Source organism: Methylobacterium sp. BI1 (genome assembly GCF_056680125.1).
Map to the genome: position 1 here is coordinate 1,853,469 of NZ_CM155267.1, position 18,494 is coordinate 1,871,962.

An 18,494-nucleotide genomic window follows, 5' to 3' on the forward strand; every position below is an offset into this window, starting at 1 on the left:
GGGTCCCGGTTGCCCTCAGCGCCCGCCCATGACCAGCCGCAGCTTGTCGGCGAGATCCTCGCGGCGGTAGGGCTTGCTCAGGAGCGGCAGGTCGACGGGGACCCCCTGTTCGCCGAGGGCGGAGCCGGTATAGCCCGAGGCCAGCAGCACCCGCAGGCCGGCGCGCAGGGCGCGGGCATGGGTCGCGAGTTCGACGCCGTTCATCCCGCCCGGCATCACAACGTCGGAGAAGAGGATGTCGATGCGCTCCGGTCCTTTCAGGCGTTCCAGCGCCTCGGCCGCATGGGTGGCGGTAAGGGTGCGGTAGCCGAGTTCCGACAGGCTCTCGACCGCCATCTCCAGCACCGCGGCCTCGTCCTCCACCACCAGAACGACCTCGCCCTCCGCGGCGCGACGCAGGGGCAGGAGCACGTCCGACCGGGCGGACTGGACCACCGGCTCGGCCGAACGCGGCAAGTCGATGGTGAGGGTCGTGCCCTGGCCCGGCACGCTCGCGACCCGGACCTGCCCGCCGCCCTGGCGCGCGAAGCCGTAGACCTGGCTGAGACCGAGGCCGGTGCCCTTGCCCACATCCTTGGTGGTGAAGAACGGCTCGAAGGCCCGGGCGGCCGTGGCCGCATCCATGCCGAGCCCGGTATCGGTGACCGAGACCCGAACGTAGTCGCCGGGCGTCAGGTCGGGCCAGGCCGCGCGGCGCTCCGGGGTGACCGAGAGGTTTTCGGTCCGGATCGTCAGGGTGCCGCCACTGGGCATGGCATCGCGGGCATTGACGGCGAGATTGAGGATGGCGCTCTCGAACTGCCCGGGATCGAGGCGGACGGGATCGAGGGCCGCGTCGAGGTCGAGGACGATGCCGACGGTCTCGCCGACCGCGCGCTGCAACAGGCCCTGGAAGTCCTTGAGGAGATGGTTGGGATTCACCGTCTCGGGCCGCAGCACCTGCCGGCGCGAGAACGAGAGCAGCTTCTCGGTGACCTCGGCGCCGCGCCTTGCCGCCGTCATCGCCGAGGTCGCCAGCCGCTCGACCCGCTGGGCGTTGTCGGGCCGGCGCACGATCATGTCGAGGTTTCCGACGATGACCGTGAGGAGATTGTTGAAGTCGTGGGCGACGCCCCCCGTGAGTTGGCCGATCGCCTCCATCTTCTGCGCCTGGCTCAGGCGCTGTTCGGCTTCCCGCCGATCGGTGGTGTCGATCACGACGCCGGCCATGCTGGCGGGCGTCCCATCCGGGTCCCGATAGAGTCGGCCGCGCACGTCGATCCAACGCTCCGCGCCGTCGCCGGCCCGGGTGATGCGGCACTGGAAACAGAGGGTGTTGTCCACCTGCGCGCGCGCCATCGCGGCTTCCGCCACCGGCCGGTCGTCGACGACCACGTGTTCCAGGAAATCGGCCAGAACCCAGCGCGGAAGGAGGCTGTCGTAGCCGAAGATGCGGTCGTGACGCAGGGTACGCACGGAGGTCCCGGTCCGAAGGTCCAGAGTCCAGTTGCCCATATCGGCGGCTTCGAGTGCGATCGCGACGTTGTCCCGGGCAATCTCGAGCTCCGCCCGCTGGCGCTCGCTCTGGACGGCGGCCGCCTCGGCGGCACCGTAGAGGATGTCGACCTCGCGCAGGTAGACCGCCAGCACGACGATCCCGGCCGCCAGGGCCTCCAGGCGTCCGGCGAACCAGCCCACCGTGCCGCGCGCCGCCCCCGGCAGGGTGATCAGGTTGTCGAAGACGAGGAGCAGCAGCGAGACCGCGAGCCAGAGTTGGAGCACGGTGCGCAGGCGCGTGCGCCAGCACAGGGTCACGAGGGCCGCCACCGTGAGAAGGACCACGGCCGGGCCGACGCCCGAGGTGGTCAGCAGCCAGTAATTGTCGCCCTCGACGCTGCGGGGCAGGTACTCGACATAGCCGACGACGATCCAGCTCAGGGCGACGACGACGGCCGCGACGGCGAGGGCCGTCAGGCCGCCGACCGCTCCGACGCGGGTGCGCGGGACGAGGCGCGGGCGCCCGTCGCCCTCCATGATCGCGTAGGGCAGGGCGAAGAGCGGGGGCCCGACATGCCACAGGGTCCAGAGCCAGGTCGTGGTGCCCGGCCCGGAGCCGATGATCCGTCCCGGTCCGAACAGGCCCGGGAAGCTGAGGAGCTGGACCGCGACGATGAGCGTCGTGAACAGGCTGCCGGCGGCGAGGACCAGCAGCGGTACCGAGCGGGTGCGCCGGTATTGCGCGAAGAACAGGTAGCTGGTGACCGCGTAGACCGTGGTCAGCGCGGCCTGGTAGCTCGGGACGAATCCCGGCATCGCGCCGACCGGCTCCGCCACGATGGGGAGGAGGGCGAGCGTGAGGACACCGAAGGCGGTGGCGACCGCAACAGCGAATCGCCTCTGCGAGGGGGTCGTCCCGGCATCCGCCAGGGTCGAAAGGCCTGGGGGGCCAGCGAGTTCCGGCACGAGGTGGCTCCTGGCCGCGCGCCGAGGGCGGATCGCCCGGCCGACAGGACCGCTTCCTGTCTAGCACCATCCCGTGCGGGGCGACATGGTTCGTCCGGCTTCGGACGACCGTGTGCCTCGAAATGGGACGCCCTGTGTCCGCGAAGTCAGATGGACGCGTCGAGCTCCGATTGTCCCGCGCCACTCAGGCCTGAATGCGCGTCCCATCCCAGGCGAAGACCCGGCCCGTATCCTCCGGCCCGAGGCCGTCGACCACCTGCAGGAGGTGCGCGGCGCTGATCTCGGGCGTGAACAGGCCGGGGGTGTTCGGGTCCGGTCGGAAGGGTTCGGACAGGGCCGTGGTCACCGTGCCGGGGTGGAGTCCCGCGACGATCGCATCGGGATGTGTCCGACGCACCTCGATCGCGAGGGTGCGCAGGATCTGGTTCAGGGCCGCCTTGGACGCGCGATAGGCGTACCAGCCGCCGAGCCGGTTGTCCTCGATCGAGCCGACCCGCGCCGACAACGCGGCGAAGACGCTGCGCCCGGCACGCGGCATCAGAGGCAGGAAGTGCTTGGCCGCCAGGGCCGGCCCGATCGTGTTCACCGCGAACACCGTGGCCATGGCCGCCGGATCGAGGGCCCGGATCGCCTTCTCGGGCGCCACGCCGGGGCCGTGCAGCAGGCCCGTGGCCACGAGGATGAGGCCCGCCGGACCGCGTTGTCCCACCCGCTCCGCCGCGGCTCTGACGGACGCCTCGTCGGTCAGGTCGATCGATCCCGCCTCCGCGAGCGCGGGCGCGTCGGTTCCCGATCGGGAGAGGGCAAAGACCGATCCGTAGGTCCCCCGCCCGACGAGCCCTGCGACCAGGGCCCGACCGATCCCGCCGGAGGCGCCGATCACCACGGCGCTGAGCGGCGAAGTAGGCATGCTCGATCCTCGTCCCGAACACGCGAAACGGCCGCGCGAGGGGGATCGCGCGGCCGTTCCGAAGGTTCCCGAGACTTACGAGCAGCCGGTCGTCGAGCCGCAGGTGTCACACTTCAGGCAGGTGCCGTTCCGGACGAGCGTGAAGTTCGCGCATTCCGGGCAGGATTCGCCCACGTAGCCCTTCATTTTGGCTTCGGCTCGGCGGTCGGAGACCGATCGCTCGGGCTTGATCGGATCGGGCTTGGCGAAGGGGAGTGCATCGACCAGGGCTTCGGCATGGCCGGCCGGGGCCGGCTCGGCCTTCAGCGCCGTGGCGCCGCGGATCGCATGGACCACGCCGCCGGCAGGGGCGGTCTGGCCGGAGCTTGCCGCGCCGACCCCGACGGTGCCGCCGGCCGGTCCGCCCTGGATCAGGGTGAGACGGTCCGCCGAACCGCGTAGGAGGCCGCGGGAGACGACGCTCGCCGCCGTGGTCTCGGGCTTTCCAGGCTCGCGGGTGGTGTCGGTCTCGCCGCCGCCGATCACCGTGCCGCCGATCTCGGACGGGCTGACATGGGCGAGGTCGGCGCGACCCAGGTAGGACACGGCCAGCTCGCGGAACACGTAGTCGAGGAGCGAGGTCGCGTTCTTGATCGCGTCGTTGCCCTGCACGAAGCCCGCCGGCTCGAAGCGGGTGAAGGTGAAGGCCTCGACGTATTCCTCCAGCGGCACGCCGTACTGGAGCCCGAGGGAGATCGCGATGGCGAAGTTGTTCATCAGGCTCCGGAAGGTGGCGCCTTCCTTGTGCATGTCGATGAAGATCTCGCCGAGGCGGCCGTCATCGTACTCGCCGGTGCGCAGGTAGACCTTGTGCCCGCCCACGACCGCCTTCTGGGTGTAGCCCTTGCGGCGGTGGGGCATCTTCTCGCGGGAGCGGATGCGCTCGACGCGCTCGATCACCCGCTCGACGATCTTCTCCGCGACCTGCGCGGCCTTGGCGGCCGCCGGAGCCGCGATCAGCGCCTCGACCATGTCCTCGGCATCGTCGTCCTCGTCGGCGATCAGCGCCGAGTTCAGGGGCTGCGACAGCTTCGAGCCGTCGCGGTAGAGGGCGTTGGCCTTGAGCGCCAGGGTCCAGGACAGCTTGTAGGCGTTCTTGCAATCCTCGACGGTGGCGTCGTTGGGCATATTGATGGTCTTGGAGATGGCGCCCGAGATGAAGGGCTGCGCCGCTGCCATCATGCGGATGTGGCTCTCCACCGAGAGGTATCGCTTGCCGATGCGGCCGCACGGGTTCGCGCAGTCGAACACCGCGTAGTGCTCGTGCTTCAGGAAGGGAGCGCCTTCCAGCGTCATCGCACCGCAGATGTGGGTGTTGGCCGCCTCGATGTCCTTCTTCGAGTAGCCGAGGAAGGGCAGGATCTCGAAGGTCGGGTCGGCGAGCTTCTCGGTTGGAACCTTGAGCACGTCCTTCAGGAAATCGTCGCCCAGCGTCCAGCGGTTGAACACGAACTTGATGTCGAAGGCCGACTTCAGGCCCGCCTCGATCGCCGCGAGCTTGTCGTCGGTGAAGCCCTTGGCGCGGAGCGACCCGGGATTGATCGCCGGCGCCTGGCCCATCGAGCCGTGGCCGACCGCGTAGGCCTCGATCTCGGCGATCTCGGATTCCCGGTAGCCGAGGGTGCGCAGGGCGTCCGGCACCGCGCGGTTGATGATCTTGAAGTAGCCGCCGCCGGCCAGCTTCTTGAACTTCACCAGGGCGAAGTCGGGCTCGATGCCGGTGGTGTCGCAATCCATCACGAGGCCGATCGTGCCGGTGGGGGCGATGACCGTGGCCTGCGCGTTGCGGTAGCCGTGCTCTTCACCCAGCGCCAGGGCGCGGTCCCAGGCGTGCTTCGCCCGCTCGGCGATGTCGGCCTGGGGAACGTTGGCGAGATCGAGGGGTACCGGGGCGATCGAGAGGAACTCGTAGCCCTGCGCCTCGCCGTGGGCGGCGCGGCGGTGGTTGCGGATCACCTTCAGCATGGCGTCCGCGTTCTCCTCGTAGGCCGGGAAGGCCCCGAGTTCGCCGGCCATCTCGGCCGAGGTGGCGTAGGCCACGCCGGTCATGATCGCCGTGAGGGCGCCGGCCAGCGCACGGCCCTTCTCGGAATCATAGGGCAGGCCCATGCTCATCAGCAGGCCGCCGATATTCGCGTAGCCGAGGCCGAGGGTGCGGTAGCGGTACGAGAGCTCGGCGATCTCCTTCGAGGGGAACTGCGCCATCATCACCGAGATCTCGAGCACCACCGTCCAGAGGCGATTGAGATGCTCGAAGGCGGCGACGTCGAAGTGGTTCGAGGCGCGGTCGTACATCGTCAGCAGGTTGGCCGAGGCCAGGTTGCAGGCGGTGTCGTCGAGGAACATGTACTCCGAGCACGGGTTCGAGGCCCGGATCCGGCCACCGGCCGGGCAGGTGTGCCAGTCGTTCATCGTCGTGTTGAAGTGCAGGCCCGGATCGGCGGAGGCCCAGGCGGCCTCACCGATCTTCTCCCACAGGTCGCGGGCCTTCACGGTCTTCGTGGTCTTGCCGGTGGTGCGGGCCGTCAGGTTCCAGTCCGCATCGGTCTCCACCGCGCGCAGGAAGTCGTCCGTGAGCGAGACCGAGTTGTTCGAGTTCTGCCCGGCGACCGTCAGATAGGCCTCGGAATCCCAGTCGGTGTCGTAGACGGGGAAGTCGATCTTGGTGAAGCCCTGGCGGGCGAACTGGATCACCCGCTTGGTGTAGGAATCCGGCACCGCATCCTTGCGGGCGGCCTTGACCGCCTTCTTGAGGACGGGGTTGCGCTCGGGATCGAAGCAGGCGTCGCCCTCGGCCTCGCACTGGGTGCAGGCCTTCATCACGGCGGTCAGGTGCTTGGAGACGATCTTGGAGCCGGTGACGAGGGCGGCGACCTTCTGCTCCTCCTTCACCTTCCAGTCGATGTACTGCTCGATATCTGGATGGTCGATGTCGACGATGACCATCTTGGCCGCGCGCCGGGTGGTGCCACCCGACTTGATCGCGCCGGCGGCCCGGTCGCCGATCTTCAGGAAGGACATCAGGCCGGAGGACTTGCCGCCGCCACCGAGCTTCTCGTTCTCGCCGCGCAGCATGGAGAAGTTCGAGCCGGTGCCGGAGCCGTACTTGAACAGCCGTGCTTCGCGGACCCACAGGTCCATGATGCCGCCCTCGTTGACGAGGTCGTCCTGCACGCCCTGGATGAAGCAGGCATGCGGCTGCGGGTGCTCGTAGGACGAGGCGGACTTCGTCAGCGCGCCGGTCCGGTAATCGACGTAATAGTGGCCCTGGGCCGGGCCATCGATGCCGTAGGCCCAGTGCAGGCCGGTGTTGAACCATTGCGGCGAGTTCGGCGCCACCATCTGGCGGGCGAGCATGAAGCGCAGTTCGTCGAGGAAGGCCGAGGCGTCTTCCTCGGAGGTGAAGTAGCCGCCCTTCCAGCCCCAGTAGGTCCAGCAGCCGGCGAGACGGTCGAACACCTGCGTCGAGGAGATCTCCGAGACGTAGCGCTCGGCCTCGGGAAGCTCCGCCAGGGCGGCGAGATCCGCCTCCGAGCGCCACAGGAACGACGGCACGTCGTTCTCCTCGACCTTCTTCAGGGCCGCCGGAACGCCGGCCTTGCGGAAGTACTTCTGCGCGAGGACGTCGCTGGCCACCTGGGACCAGCTCTCCGGCACCTCGATTCCGTCGAGGCGGAAGACCGTCGAGCCGTCCGGGTTGCGGATCTCGCTCAGGGTCTTGCGAAAGGGAATCGTCGCGTAGGGGGATTGTCCGGCCGTGGTATGGCGCCGCTCGAACCGCATGGAACCTGTCTCCCGAGCCGCCTGACGAAGCGCGGCGCCGTGTCGAAGAATGTTGAAGGCAAGCGTCCGCGAACGCCGCGAAGCGCCGGAATGGGTATCGAAAATTCGGTGATCCGCCGGTGACGCGACAGCCTCGGCGATGATCCGAAGGTATGCCAGCCCGGGGTCTCACGTCAATAACTAGTGTGCTGGCTGCCTGTTCCTGGCTACATATAGTGGGTCGCGTCTTAATCCTGTGGATATCGCGAACCAATCCGTAAGTGCCCTTTTGGCTTGGTGGATTCGGACGCGAAAAATTTTCCGCCCACAGGTGCTCCCGCGCTCCCTGGTGGTGCCCGCATGGTTAACGCTGCCGGGTGTGAGAATTCGGCCGCATCGGACTCCGGCCCATCGCGTCGCGGTCGCGGCGTCCCGACTGGACTTCACGGATGCGCCTCACCATAGTCCGCGCCGGAACACGATGGCGGGGCGCGGACGCCCCATTCAGGCGAACGCGATGGCTCTCAAGGACACGCTCCTGCGGATCTTCACCTGGTGGAACGGGCAGACGATGTCGCTCGCGCTCTACACGGCGCGCAGCGGGCAGCGCGTCGGCACCGACGATCTCGGCAACGTCTACTATCGGGCGCAGGGACCGCTGATCGATCGCTCCGTCGGCACGGAGCGGCGCTGGGTGGTCTATAACGGCTACGCCGACGCCTCGAAGGTGCCGCCGGGCTGGCGCGCCTGGCTCTGCCACAACGGCGACGTGCCCCCGAGCGAGCAGGACTACACGCCGCGCGCCTGGCAGAAGCCCTACGTGGAGAACCTGACCGGCACCAGCGGCGCCTACCGCCCACGCGGCTCGCAGCTGAATGTCGGCCAGCGTCCCGCCGCAACCGGCGACTACGTACCCTGGACCCCGGGCAACTGAGAGCGGCCCCCACGATCGAGGGCCGGCCCTTTTTCCACCAATCTTCGCGCGCTTAAGAAGACCTCGCGTCGTCGCGCCCGCCCGGGGCGCCAGCGAGGAGGGTCGCCCGTGAGCCGCAGCACAGCAGGATCGTCTCGCTCCGTGGTCAAGCGCCTCCTCCTCGTATCGGTCGCGATCGGCCTCTCCGGCCTCCCGGCCGCAGCCGACAAGATCAAGAACCCCACCGCGGTGTTCTCGGGCCTGGACAAGATCACCGGGCGCATCGTCTCCTTCGAGGTGGCGGTGGACGAGACCGTGCAGTTCGGCGCCCTGCAGCTGACACCCCGGGTCTGCTACAGCCGGCCGCCCACCGAGAGCCCCAAGACCACGGGCTTCCTCGAGGTCGACGAAGTCACCCTCGACAACAAGTACCGCCGCATCTTCACCGGCTGGATGTTCGCCTCGAGCCCTGGCCTCCACGCCATCGAGCACCCGATCTACGACGTCTGGCTCGTCGACTGTAAGGGTGGCTCGGACGTGATCGCCGAGGCGCGCGAGCAGGAGGACGTGCCCGCCATGGCCTCGAAGCCGGAGAAGGCGCGACGCCCGAAGAGTGGCCAGGACGCGACGCGGACCGCCCAGCAGGTGAATCCGAACGGTCAGGTGGACGTGGAAGCGCCGCGCGGCGTGCCGGTCCAGCCCAGGCAGAAGCCCTCGCGCAAGTTCTTCCCATCGAACGAGGGGCCCGCTCCGGCACCGCCGCCGCAGCAGCCGCAATCGCTGTTCGACGCCCTGTTCCGGTAGGACACGTCGATCCTGCCTTTCGCGCTGGGCTAGCGCCTCAGCCTCGGGCTAGTGCGTCCAGGACCTGTTGCCCGCGCACGGACCCGTCCCCGGGCCATACCGTCCAGTCTGCCGTCAGGGTGATCGCCTCGGCCAGGCGACGCTTGTAGATGTGGCGCGGAAGCTCCTCAGCCCCGAACTGCATCAGGTGATCGGTCACGAACTGCGTGTCGGCGAGCCGGTAGCCGCCCGCGCGCAGCCGGGCCACGAGATGGACCAGGGCGACCTTCGACGCGTCGCGGACGGTGTGGAACATGCTCTCCCCGAAGAAGGCAGCCCCGAGGGAAACCCCGTAGAGGCCACCGACCCGCTCACCGTCGAGGAACACCTCGACCGTGTGGGCATGTCCAGCATCGAACAGGGCGCCGTAGAGTTCGCGAATCCGACCATTGATCCAGGTCCGCTCGGCATCGCCCCGCGGCGCGGCGCACCCGGCGATGACCGCCTCGAAATCCTGGTCGGTCCGAACCTCGAACACGTCCGAGCGCACGGTACGGGCGAGACGCTTGGCGACGTGGAAGCCGTCGAGGGGCAGGACACCGCGCGCCCGCGGCTCAACCCAGTAGATGGCCGGATCGTCGGCATCCTCCGCCATGGGAAAGATGCCGGCCGCATACGCCTTCAGCAGGATCTCGGGCGTGATCTCGACGCGGTCGCCATCGTACATGAGCGGAGTTTGGAGCGGTGCCGCGTGGAAGGCCAGAGGGACGCTCGCCGCACGGGGCGTCGCTTCAACGAAAAAAGGCGGAACCTCTCGGTTCCGCCCGCATGACTCAGAGAGGTAGGCCGCTCAGAAGTTCGGGCCGCCCGAGGTGGTGCCAAGGTTCGGAACGATCCGGTTCGGCTGCTCGGCGTTTCCGCCCTTCGCGGAATCCTCGAAGATCGCCTCGCGGTTGGTGGTGTAGGGCGTCTCGACCACCGAGCCGGTCACGTCCATGTCCACGCGGCCATCGGCGTTGCGGTAGGCGCCGTAGGCCGACGGGTTGTCGATCGGGCCGCGGGTGGTGCTGCCGGCCTGCGGGACGGCCCGCTCAGGCTGGCCGACATTGCCGGAGGGCGACTGCGCCAGCGCAGCAGAGGCGATCAGGGAGGCGGCGACGAAGGTGAGGCTGAAGGTGCGCATGGGGGTCTTTCGGACGGTCGATCGTTAGGAATTCGGTCGCCGGTGGAGCAGGACGCTTCGGGGCTCGAGAGGCCCGATCCGTCTCCACCTGACTGATGTGCTGGAAGAAGTCCTGACGGATCAAAGCGTTCCGGAAGGTCTTTCGCTGGCAATCGGTCGCAGGCGGTGGGCCTGGACGATCGTGAGATCATTCCCAAGGGCAGACAAACGGCACCCGAACGGCTCAGTTTGAAGGCGAGCATCCCGGCGCCGGCGGAAAAAAGAGATCATCCAGCTCACATTGCGGATCGTTCACGCGCAATTCGGTTGTGCGTGAACGCACATCGATGCGCGACAAGGCGCTCAGGGTTGGGCGGGGCACGAAAAAGCCGGCCCGTTTCGGGGCCGGCTCAGGGTCGAAGATGCAGCGAGACCCGCGACGGCGGGTCGTTCCATCAGCGGGCAGGGCCACCCGACGTATTGCCGGTGTTCGGCACACCACGGTTGGTGTCGTTGGCATTGCCGCCCTTCGCGGAATCGACGGCGCCCGCGCCGGGGCTCATCCCGCGCTCGCCTGCCGGCGCGGTGGCTGCGCCGGGCATCGGCGCCATGTCGCGCGTCGAGGGATTGTCGATCGGCCCACGGGTGGTTCCGCCGGCCTGCGGGACGGCCCGCTCGGGCTGGCCGACATTTCCCGACGGCGATTGGGCAAGGGCGGGACCGGCGATGAGGAGACCGGCGAGAAGCGGGAGAGTGAGGCGCACGGGAGGGGCATTCCTTGCAGTGCGGCCCGGCGACAAGTCCTGCCGCCAAGCCTGGGCAGACGCGGAAGAACGAGTCTGCGCCGTCCCTGTTCCCCCGGCCTAGGCCACTGACGGTTCGTCGAGGCCGCCATCCGCCAAGAATTTCTCGAGCCAATGGATGTCGTAATCCCCGTTCTGGACGTCCGGATTGCGCACCAGGGTTCGGAACAGGGGCAGGGTGGTGTCGACACCGTCGACCACGAACTCATCAAGAGCGCGGCGCAGGCGCATCAGGCACTCGTTGCGCGTGCGTCCATGCACGATCAGCTTGCCGATCAGAGAGTCGTAGTTCGGCGGAATCCGGTAGCCCTGGAACACGGCCGAATCCACGCGCACGCCGAGGCCGCCGGGCGGATGGAAATAGGTGATGAGGCCCGGCGACGGCCGGAAGGTGGCCGGATGCTCGGCGTTGATGCGGCATTCGATGGCGTGCCCCTCGACCTTGATCTCGTCCTGCGTCATCGACAGGGGCAGTCCGGCAGCGACGCGGATCTGCTCGTTCACGAGATCGATGCCGGTGATCATCTCGGTGACGGGGTGCTCGACCTGGATGCGGGTGTTCATCTCGATGAAGTAGAACTTCCCGTCCTCGTAGAGAAATTCCACCGTCCCGGCGCCGAGATATTGCAGTTCCTGCATCGCGCGGGCGCAGATGCCGCCGATCTCGGCCCGCATGTCGGCGTTCAGGGCCGGCGAGCCGCCTTCCTCCCAAACCTTCTGGTGCCGGCGCTGCAGCGAGCAGTCGCGCTCGGCGAGGTGCACCGCGTTGCCGCGCCCGTCCCCGAGCACCTGCACCTCGATATGGCGCGGCTTCTCCAGGTACTTCTCCAGGTAGACCGCGTCGTCGCCGAAGGCCGCCTTGGCCTCGGTTCGGGCCATCCCGAGCGCTTGCTCCAGATCGGCCTCGGACCGCGCGACCTTCATGCCGCGGCCGCCGCCGCCGGAGGCCGCCTTGACCAGCACCGGATAGCCGATCTCGGCGGCGATCCGCTTGGCCTCCTCGGGATCCTCGACGCCGCCCTCGGAGCCTGGGACGCAGGGAATGCCCAGGCGCTTGGCGGTCCGCTTGGCTTCGATCTTGTCGCCCATGATGCGGATATGCTCCGCCTTGGGACCGATGAAGCCGATGTTGTGGTGGGCCAGCACCTCGGCGAAGCGCGCATTCTCGGACAGGAAGCCGTAGCCCGGATGGACGGCGTCGGCCCCGGTGATCTCGCAGGCCGCGATGATCGAGGGAATGTTCAGGTAGCTGTCGCGAGCCGCGGGCGGTCCGATGCAGACGCTCTCGTCGGCGAGTCGCACGTGCATGGCATCGGCGTCGGCGGTGGAGTGGACCGCCACCGTGGCGATCCCGAGTTCCTTGGCCGCGCGCAGGATGCGCAGGGCGATCTCGCCCCGGTTGGCAATCAGGATCTTGTCGAACATGGGTGCGGCCCTGCTCACTCGATGACGAGGAGGGGTTCGCCGAACTCGACGGGCTGGCCGTCCTCGACGAAGACGGCGGTGACGGTGCCGGCGCGTGGCGCGACGATCTCGTTGAAGGTCTTCATCGCCTCGATGAGCAGGAGCTTGTCGCCCGCCTCGACCTTCGAGCCGATATCGACGAACAGCTTCGCCTCAGGCGAGGGCCGGCGATAGGCGGTACCCACCATGGGGGAGGGGACCGAGCCGGGGTGCCCGGCGCCGGCCTTGCGATCGGGGCCGCCCCCGGGGCCGGGGACCGGAACCGGCGCGGCAACGGCGGCCATCGCGGGCACCGGGGCCGGCGCGGGGGCCGCGACCTGCACCTGGACCGCCTCGATGCGGCGGGCGACGCGGATGCGCAGATCCCCCTTCTCGACCTCGATCTCGCTAAGATCGGTCTCGTTGATGAGCTTGGCGAGCTCGCGGACGAGCTCCGGATCGAAGGGGTCGTTCTTGGACATCGGCTCCTTGGGCATCGGCTCGGTCGTCTTCAGGTCAGGCGGAAGGTGCGGCGGGGGTCGCTGGCGAATGCCGTGGCCGGGCGGCACACGCCCGGCACCGACGACCCGGTTCTGGACGTCGACAGCTTAACAGCTGGCGTGGCCACACTGGCGCACGTCGCTGATAGTCTTGCGGATCGGCTCGAGGCCGACCGCGCCGGGAATGATCTCGTCGCCGATGATGAAGGCGGGCGTGCCGGACAGGCCGAGCTTGTCGCCGAGGCCGACATTCTCGGACAGGGCGGCCTTCACCTCGGGGCCCTGCGCGTCCTTCATCAGGCGGGTCAGGTCGAGCCCCATCTCCTTCGCCACCGCCACGGCGCGCTCGCCGTTCACCCGGCCCTTGGATTCCAGGAGCTTGGTGTGGAATTCGAAGATCTTGTCGCTCTTGAGCTGCTGCTTGGCCGCGAGTGCGATCTTGCTGGCCTCCAGGGATTCGGCCCCGAGCACGGGGAAGTCCTTGAGGACGACGCGCAGCTTCGGGTCGCCCTTGATCAGGGCCTGGATGTCCGAGAGGGCCTTGCGGCAATAGCCACAATTGTAATCGAAGAACTCCACCAGCGTGACGTCGCCGGCCGGGTTGCCCGCCACCACGCCGTGGGGTGAGTTGACCAGCGCCTCGCGGGATTCCTTGAGGGCCGCCGACTGGGCCAGCTTCTGGGTCTCCTGCTGGCGGCGCTCACCCTCTGCGATCGCCTCCTGCAGAACCTCGGGGTTCTTGACGAGGTAGTCCTTGATGATCCCCTCGATCGCCTGGCGCTGCGCATCCGTGAAGGCGGCGGCCGGGGCGGTCTGGCTCGGAGTCGTCTGGGCCACCGCGGCACCGAGGGTACCGACCAGGATGGTGGCGGAGAGCAGGGAACGGAAGAGGGGCATACGTCCTCGCGGGGCGGGACCGGTCAGACGTAGGCCGGCCATCGGGGGTCATGTCGTCGATGCGACATGCGGTTAGCGGCCGGGTTAGGCGTTTTCGCGGCGGGCGGTCAATCACCGAATGGCGGGTTTGGCCCTGACGCCGCGCAGCCGCTATGACCAAGTCGATGAACCAGCCTCTGATCCGCTCCCCGAACCTGCCCTCCGAACGCGCGGCTCGGGTTGCCCCGTTCCTTGCCATGGACGTGATGTCGGCCGCCGCCGCCCGTGAGGCCCGCGGGGAGGGCGTCGTGCACATGGAGGTCGGGCAGCCTTCCGCACCAGCCCCGCGGGCCGTGATCGCCGCGGCCCAGGCCGCGCTCGCGACCGGTGCGCTGCCCTACACCCAGGCCCTCGGCCTGCCGGCCCTGCGCGAGCGCATCGCGCGCCACTATGCGGAAACCTACGGGGTCACGGTCTCGCCGAGCCGGATCGTCGTGACGACCGGCTCCTCGGCCGGTTTCGTGCTCGCCTTCCTCGGCCTGTTCGATGCCGGCGCCCGCATCGCGGTGCCCCAGCCCGGCTACCCGGCCTATCGCAGCCTCCTCAACGCCCTCGACCTGGTCCCGGCGCCCCTGGTGCTGCAGGATGCGGACCGCTTCGCCCCCACGGGCGCCGCCCTGCGGGCGCTGCACGAACGGGAGAACCTGTCCGGGATCCTCGTGATGAGCCCGGCCAACCCGTCCGGCACCGTCATCGAGCCGGCGCGCCTCGCCGACCTCTGTGCCACGGCCCGTGCGCTCGACCTGCGCTTCATCTCAGACGAGATCTATCACGGGCTCGCCTACGGCGTTCCGACCGAGACGGCCCTGCGCTTCGACGACGAGGCGATCGTCATCAACTCGTTCTCGAAGACCTGGTGCATGACCGGCTGGCGCATCGGCTGGATGGTGGTCCCGGACTGGCTCGCCCGACCCGTCGAGCGGCTGGCGCAGAACCTCTACATCTCGGCGCCCTACCTCTCGCAGGTCGCCGCATTGGCGGCCTTCGATGCGGCGGAGGAGGTCGAGGCGGTGCGTGCGGGCTACGCCGCCAACCGGGCCCTGCTCCTCGACGCCTTTCCGGGGCTGGGTCTCGGGCGGACGCACCCGGCCGACGGAGCCTTTTACCTCTACGCCGACGTCTCGAACCTCACCAACGATTCGGTCGCGTTCTGCCGACGCATGCTGGACGAAGCCGGCGTCGCCGCGACGCCCGGCCTCGATTTCGACGGCCAGGACGGCGGCCATCACGTCCGTTTCTCGTTCGCCGGCTCGAACGCCGACTGCGTCGATGCGGTGCGGCGCCTGAAGTCCTGGCTGCGCTGAAACGCGAAACGGGGTGGGCACGACGCCCACCCCGCTCGTTCTCTGGTCAGTTGCGGACACTCACTCGCCGGTCAGGGCCGCCTTGGTGCGGGACCACCAGCCGGCCCGCTTCGGACGATCCGGATCGGACGGGGGCGTGAGCACCACCGCCACCGGCTCGGGCGCGGGCTTCGGCGCAGGCGCCGGCTCGGTGGCCTCAGGCGCGTCGGCCTGCGGCTCGACCGCCACCGGCGCTTCCAGGGCGACCGGCGCAGCAGCCTCCGCGGTCGCGGGCGACACTGCCTCGGACAAAGCCGCGGCGCTCACCGGCTCCTCGCCGCCGAGGAACGCGGATGGCGCATCGGCGGCCCCTTCGTCGCCCTCGACCGACGCGACCGGCCGATCGCCGAAGGCCTGGTCGTCATCGCTCCGATGCTCGGTATCCTGATGATCGGACCCATGGCGCCCGGCCTCCTGGCCGGCGCCCTCGCCATCGCGCCCGCGACCGTCGCGGTCGCGACCCCGGCCGCCGCGGCGACCCCGGCGGCGGCGGCGACCGCTGCCATCATCCTCGCCGGCGGCAGGGATCTCGGCGGATGCAACCGTCTCGTCGCCCTCGGCCTGCGCGGCGATGTCCTCGGACTCCTCGCCCTCGCCATCCTCGTCGCCGTCGGAGGCCGCTTCGCCACCGGTCTGCTCGCCCGCGTCGGGGCGACCGCCCCGGCGACGGCGCCGCCGGCGGCGTCCACCGCGGCCCTCACCGCCGTCGGCGGCCTTCTCGCGCGCGTCCTCGGCGGGAGCACCGGCCTCGGACTCCTCGGTCTCAGCCTCGGCCTCCTCCTCGATCTCCGGATCGAAATCCTCCTCGGGCTCGAGGGCGGAGTTGATCGCCACGGCGCGCACGCCGGTCACCGGACCCTCGGCGCGAACCGCGGGCTCGCCGCGATCGAGCTGGAAGGCGGAGGTCGCGGCGAGGCGCTCGTCGGCCGCGATGGTCAGGGAGACGCCAAAGCGCACCTCCAGCTCGCGCAGGTGTGCCCGCTTCTGGTTGAGGATGTAGAGCGCCACCTCGGTGCGGGTGCGCAGGATGAGGTTGTGCGTCGTGCTCTTGAGGAGCGATTCCTCGATCGCCCGCAGGATCTGCAGCGCCACCGACGAGGTCGCCCGGACGTAGCCCGAGCCGCCGCAATGGGCGCAGGGCAGGGAAGAGCTCTCCAGCATGCCGGTGCGGATGCGCTGGCGGCTCATCTCCAGAAGGCCGAAGGGCGAGATCCGGCCGACCTGGATGCGGGCGCGGTCGTTCTTCAGGCACTCGTTGAGCTTCTTCTCGACGGCGCGGTTGTTGCGCTTCTCCTCCATGTCGATGAAGTCGATCACGACGAGGCCGGCGAGGTCGCGCAGGCGCAGCTGGCGGGCGACCTCCTCGGCCGCCTCCAGGTTGGTGCGCAGGGCGGTGTCTTCGATGTCGTGCTCGCGGGTGGAGCGACCCGAGTTCACGTCGATGGAGACGAGGGCTTCCGTCGGGTTGATGACGAGGTAGCCGCCCGACTTCAGGGTGACGTGGGTGGAGAACATCGCGTCGAGCTGCTGCTCGACCCCGTAGCGTGCGAAGATCGGCGTCGGGTCCCGGTAGGGCTGCACGACCTTCGACTGGCCGGGCATCAGCATGCGCATGAAGTCCCGCGCCTCGCGGTAGGCCTCGTCGCCCGCCACCAGGATGTCGTCGATATCCTTGTTGTAGAGGTCGCGAATGGCGCGCTTGATGAGCGAGCCTTCCTCGTAGACCAAGGCCGGCGCGGAGGAGGACAGCGTCAGCTCGCGCACGCTCTCCCACAGGCGCATCAGGTATTCGAAGTCGCGCTTGATCTCGGGCTTGGTGCGCGAGGCGCCGGCCGTGCGCAGGATCACGCCCATCCCCTCGGGTACCTCCAGGTCCTGGGCGACCTCCTTGAGGCGCTTGCGGTCGGCGGCCGAGGTGATCTTGCGGGAGATGCCGCCGCCACGGCCGGTGTTCGGCATCAGCACCGAGTAGCGTCCGGCCAGGGACAGGTAGGTGGTCAGCGCCGCACCCTTGGTGCCGCGCTCTTCCTTGACGACCTGCACCAGGATGATCTGGCGGCGCTTGATGACCTCCTGAATCTTGTAATGGCGACGGTAGGTGCGCGGGCGCTCGGGGATCTCGGCCAGGGCATCGCCACCGACCTGAGCGATCTTCTGCGGGCGCTCGCCGTCCTCGCCGTCGCTCTCCTCGTCGTCCTCGTCTTCGTCCTCGTCGGAATCGTCGTCGTCCTCGGACTCGTCGTCCGACTCGTCGTCATCCGAATCCTCGTCGCCCTCGTCCGCGTCGTCCTCGTCGGACTCGTCCTCGGACACGGTCTCGGCGGCAGGCGCCGCAACCTCCGCGTCGGCCTCGGACGCAACGGCGTCGCCCATGGGCGCGGCTTCCAGGGCCAGCTCGGCGGCCGGCTCGACAGGGGCCTCGGCGGTGGCGCCGACAGGACCCAGCTCGCCGGAGGACGCGACGTCCGCTGCGGACGACTCGGCGCCCTCGGAATTCTCGGAGGTCTCGCCGCTGGCCAGGGCGGCTTGCGGCAGGTCGGCGGATTCATCGCTGCCGGGCAGGATCGCCGGCGGCGCGTTGCCGAGGCCGCCCTCCAGCAGCGCGTCCGCGACGCCGATCGCCGGATCGTTGGTTGAGGTCTCGTCGAGAGAGGTCTCGTCGAAAGCGGTCTCGCCGGAGGTCGGCGCGCCGATGTCCTCGGACGTCACGGTCTCGGACGTACGGGCCTTTTTCGCCGAGGTGCCGTCGCGACGGCCGCGGGAGCGGCGGCGGGGCTTGCGCTCCTCGCGCTCCCGATGCTCCTCGGCCTCGCGGGCCTCGTCCTCGAGCAGCGCCTGACGGTCCGCGAGGGGGATCTGGTAGTAGTCCGGGTGGATCTCGCTGAAGGCGAGGAAGCCGTGGCGGTTGCCGCCGTACTCGATGAAGGCGGCCTGGAGCGAGGGCTCCACGCGGGTCACCTTGGCGAGATAGATGTTGCCGCGGAGCTGGCGCCGGTTGGCGGCCTCGAAGTCGAACTCTTCGACCCTAGACCCGTGGACCGTGACGACCCGGGTCTCCTCCGGGTGCATCGCATCGATGAGCATCTTGTTGTTGTTGGCCATGACGAACTTTCGACATGGCGGTCGACGTCGTTCTCCTCGAACCGCGCGGTCCCGATGGGGCGCCGACCGGTCCGGGCGCTAGGGCCCAGCGGATCGGTGCCCGTGACGACCCGGGGAAGGGGGTCGCGGAAGCTGTGGGGAAGGGATTGCCGCCAACCGCCTTTGGGCGCCGGATCTCGGCGCGCGTGGGGTTGATCCTGGCCAGGGGCGACGAGAAGGCGGCGCCACGCGAAACGCGCTGGCGTTGAACACGAGCAACGGCAACCGATGCTGTGTGTCCGCTCATTCTCTCCCTGACCTCGCGAAGACTGTATGGGCCCGTCCGAGGACAGGCCGGCATGTGAAGAACGGTGCGG

13 protein-coding genes are annotated in these 18,494 nt (G+C 69.1%); 3 read left to right on the forward strand and 10 right to left on the reverse strand.

The window, feature by feature from the left end:
* Positions 1-15: 15 nt before the first annotated feature.
* The 3 genes from AC1MGR_RS08730 to AC1MGR_RS08740 all read right to left on the reverse strand — a co-directional run bounded on the left by AC1MGR_RS08730 (position 16) and on the right by AC1MGR_RS08740 (position 7,174).
* On the reverse strand, positions 16-2,442 hold the full coding sequence (locus AC1MGR_RS08730; protein ID WP_480234323.1) for an MASE4 domain-containing protein: 2,427 nt from the start codon (positions 2,440-2,442) through the stop codon (positions 16-18).
* 184 nt (positions 2,443-2,626) lie between these two features.
* On the reverse strand, positions 2,627-3,352 hold the full coding sequence (locus AC1MGR_RS08735) for an SDR family NAD(P)-dependent oxidoreductase (protein WP_480234324.1): 726 nt from the start codon (positions 3,350-3,352) through the stop codon (positions 2,627-2,629).
* A gap of 75 nt (positions 3,353-3,427) precedes the next feature.
* On the reverse strand, positions 3,428-7,174 hold the full coding sequence (locus AC1MGR_RS08740; RefSeq protein ID WP_108036486.1) for a vitamin B12-dependent ribonucleotide reductase: 3,747 nt from the start codon (positions 7,172-7,174) through the stop codon (positions 3,428-3,430).
* A 496-nt stretch (positions 7,175-7,670) separates the two neighbouring features.
* Here AC1MGR_RS08740 and AC1MGR_RS08745 point away from each other — a divergent pair, with 496 nt between their 5' ends.
* Both AC1MGR_RS08745 and AC1MGR_RS08750 read left to right on the forward strand, forming a co-directional pair.
* Positions 7,671-8,087, forward strand: coding sequence for an NADH:ubiquinone oxidoreductase subunit NDUFA12 (locus AC1MGR_RS08745; RefSeq protein WP_108036488.1), 417 nt, complete (start codon positions 7,671-7,673; stop codon positions 8,085-8,087).
* 141 nt (positions 8,088-8,228) lie between these two features.
* The gene (locus AC1MGR_RS08750; RefSeq protein ID WP_480234325.1) at positions 8,229-8,870 is read left to right on the forward strand and encodes a DUF2155 domain-containing protein; all 642 of its coding nucleotides are present in this window, start codon (positions 8,229-8,231) and stop codon (positions 8,868-8,870) included.
* A gap of 37 nt (positions 8,871-8,907) precedes the next feature.
* Here the strand turns inward: AC1MGR_RS08750 and aat are convergent, their stop codons facing one another.
* From aat to AC1MGR_RS08780, 6 genes are all read right to left on the reverse strand, one after another.
* On the reverse strand, positions 8,908-9,576 hold the full coding sequence (aat, locus tag AC1MGR_RS08755; RefSeq protein ID WP_108036492.1) for a leucyl/phenylalanyl-tRNA--protein transferase: 669 nt from the start codon (positions 9,574-9,576) through the stop codon (positions 8,908-8,910).
* A 123-nt stretch (positions 9,577-9,699) separates the two neighbouring features.
* Positions 9,700-10,032 (reverse strand): hypothetical protein, encoded by a 333-nt coding sequence (locus AC1MGR_RS08760; RefSeq protein ID WP_480234326.1) that lies wholly within the window; start codon positions 10,030-10,032, stop codon positions 9,700-9,702.
* Positions 10,033-10,466: 434 nt separating this feature from the next.
* Positions 10,467-10,775: a hypothetical protein gene (locus tag AC1MGR_RS08765; RefSeq protein WP_480234327.1), complete on the reverse strand. Its 309-nt coding sequence runs from the start codon at positions 10,773-10,775 to the stop codon at positions 10,467-10,469.
* A 99-nt stretch (positions 10,776-10,874) separates the two neighbouring features.
* Positions 10,875-12,239, reverse strand: a complete 1,365-nt coding sequence (accC, locus tag AC1MGR_RS08770) for an acetyl-CoA carboxylase biotin carboxylase subunit (protein WP_108036498.1) — start codon at positions 12,237-12,239, stop codon at positions 10,875-10,877.
* Positions 12,240-12,253: 14 nt separating this feature from the next.
* Complete coding sequence (accB, locus tag AC1MGR_RS08775) at positions 12,254-12,739, reverse strand: acetyl-CoA carboxylase biotin carboxyl carrier protein (RefSeq protein WP_108036744.1); 486 nt, start codon at positions 12,737-12,739, stop codon at positions 12,254-12,256.
* Positions 12,740-12,865: 126 nt separating this feature from the next.
* On the reverse strand, positions 12,866-13,654 hold the full coding sequence (locus AC1MGR_RS08780) for a DsbA family protein (RefSeq protein WP_480234328.1): 789 nt from the start codon (positions 13,652-13,654) through the stop codon (positions 12,866-12,868).
* 164 nt (positions 13,655-13,818) lie between these two features.
* Here AC1MGR_RS08780 and AC1MGR_RS08785 point away from each other — a divergent pair, with 164 nt between their 5' ends.
* Positions 13,819-14,997 (forward strand): pyridoxal phosphate-dependent aminotransferase, encoded by a 1,179-nt coding sequence (locus AC1MGR_RS08785; protein ID WP_480234329.1) that lies wholly within the window; start codon positions 13,819-13,821, stop codon positions 14,995-14,997.
* 60 nt (positions 14,998-15,057) lie between these two features.
* Here AC1MGR_RS08785 and AC1MGR_RS08790 read toward each other — a convergent pair whose 3' ends face one another.
* On the reverse strand, positions 15,058-18,138 hold the full coding sequence (locus AC1MGR_RS08790) for an Rne/Rng family ribonuclease (RefSeq protein WP_480234330.1): 3,081 nt from the start codon (positions 18,136-18,138) through the stop codon (positions 15,058-15,060).
* Positions 18,139-18,494: the final 356 nt, after the last annotated feature.

Bases quoted from the DNA above. Each gene is read 5' to 3' on its own strand.
- accB (WP_108036744.1), bottom strand. From the start codon at position 12,739: ATGTCCAAGAACGACCCCTTCGATCCGGAGCTCGTCCGCGAGCTCGCC.
- aat (WP_108036492.1), bottom strand. From the start codon at position 9,576: ATGTACGATGGCGACCGCGTCGAGATCACGCCCGAGATCCTGCTGAAG.
- AC1MGR_RS08790 (WP_480234330.1), bottom strand. From the start codon at position 18,138: ATGGCCAACAACAACAAGATGCTCATCGATGCGATGCACCCGGAGGAG.
- accC (WP_108036498.1), bottom strand. From the start codon at position 12,239: ATGTTCGACAAGATCCTGATTGCCAACCGGGGCGAGATCGCCCTGCGC.
- AC1MGR_RS08735 (WP_480234324.1), bottom strand. From the start codon at position 3,352: ATGCCTACTTCGCCGCTCAGCGCCGTGGTGATCGGCGCCTCCGGCGGG.
- AC1MGR_RS08785 (WP_480234329.1), top strand. From the start codon at position 13,819: ATGAACCAGCCTCTGATCCGCTCCCCGAACCTGCCCTCCGAACGCGCG.
- AC1MGR_RS08780 (WP_480234328.1), bottom strand. From the start codon at position 13,654: ATGCCCCTCTTCCGTTCCCTGCTCTCCGCCACCATCCTGGTCGGTACC.
- AC1MGR_RS08740 (WP_108036486.1), bottom strand. From the start codon at position 7,174: ATGCGGTTCGAGCGGCGCCATACCACGGCCGGACAATCCCCCTACGCG.
- AC1MGR_RS08745 (WP_108036488.1), top strand. From the start codon at position 7,671: ATGGCTCTCAAGGACACGCTCCTGCGGATCTTCACCTGGTGGAACGGG.
- AC1MGR_RS08760 (WP_480234326.1), bottom strand. From the start codon at position 10,032: ATGCGCACCTTCAGCCTCACCTTCGTCGCCGCCTCCCTGATCGCCTCT.